The sequence below is a fragment of the Mesorhizobium sp. KR9-304 genome (assembly GCF_040049215.1).
Lineage (GTDB): Bacteria > Pseudomonadota > Alphaproteobacteria > Rhizobiales > Rhizobiaceae > Mesorhizobium_K.
Genome location: NZ_JBDZDN010000014.1, coordinates 1 through 1,096, shown reverse-complemented (window position 1 = coordinate 1,096; position 1,096 = coordinate 1). Strand labels below are relative to the sequence as shown.

The following is a 1,096-nucleotide window of genomic DNA, read 5'->3' as shown; positions in this document are numbered from 1 at the left end:
CTCAGGTCCCGATCGTAAGCTCGCACTCGAAGTGCACGGCCCCAGTGGGTTCTCCTGATCCGGCGGTTTCAACCGGCTTTGTGCATTAGCTCCTGTCCGCCCTTTCCAACCTCGTCGGCGATCGTGCGCCTTATTCGTTCTATGCGATGATCGGCTCCCTGTAGCGCTCGCCGCCGGTCATTAATGCCCAGACCATGCGGGCTGTCTTGTTAGCCAACGCAACCGCCGCGACCTTGGTCGTTCGTCGTGCCATCAGCTGCACGAGCCATGGCCTCCTGGTTCCGTTTCGCTCAGCATAGCGGATGACCGCCATTGCGCCGACAACGAGCAACTGGCGTAGATAGCGATTACCGGCTTTGGAGATGCTGCCGAGCTTCTCCTTGCCCCCGCTCGAGTTCTGCTTTGGCACGAGCCCGATCCAGGCGGAAAGGCATCGGCCCGACTTGAATGCATGCGGATCGGCGATGGTGGCGACGAACGCACTCGCCAGCAGCGGGCCAACGCCAGGGATCTCCATCAACCTGCGACCTAGCTCCGTCTCGCGCGCACTCGCCCGGACCGGCGATCGTTCTCAAGAATCTGTTCCTTCACGACCTTGAGCTGCGCCTCCAGCATGCGCAGGCATAGCCGTGCGTCAGCAGGTATCCTGGCGTCGTTCTCGTCGTTGATGACCACGAGCAATTGCTCAATTCCATTGCGCCCGATCGGCGCCACGACCCCGAACTCCGACAGATGTGCCCGCAAAGCGTTCGATATCTGAGTGCGCTGGCGGTTGAGCATCAACCGAACCCGGTGCAGCATCATCACACTCTGTTGCTCGGGCGACTTCACCGGAACGAAGCGCATCGTCGGCCGTGTCACGGCCTCGCAGATCGCCTCTGCGTCTGCAGCGTCGTTCTTCTGCCGCTTCAGATAGGGCTTCACATACTGTGCCGGCAGCAGCCGTACATCATGGCCACGTGCGATGAGCTCGCGAGCCCAATAATGCGACGAACTGCAAGCCTCGATCCCGACCAGGCATCGGGGCAGTTTCTCGAAGAATCCCAGAACGCGCCCACGAGTCAGCTTCCTTCGGATGACAACCTCACCGGCCGCA

1 pseudogene is annotated in these 1,096 nt (G+C 61.2%); it reads right to left on the bottom strand.

Annotated features, from left to right (window positions below):
• Positions 1 to 139: 139 nt before the first annotated feature.
• Positions 140 to 1,096 (bottom strand): annotated as a pseudogene (locus tag ABLE71_RS25810) (IS110 family transposase); the annotation flags it as partial.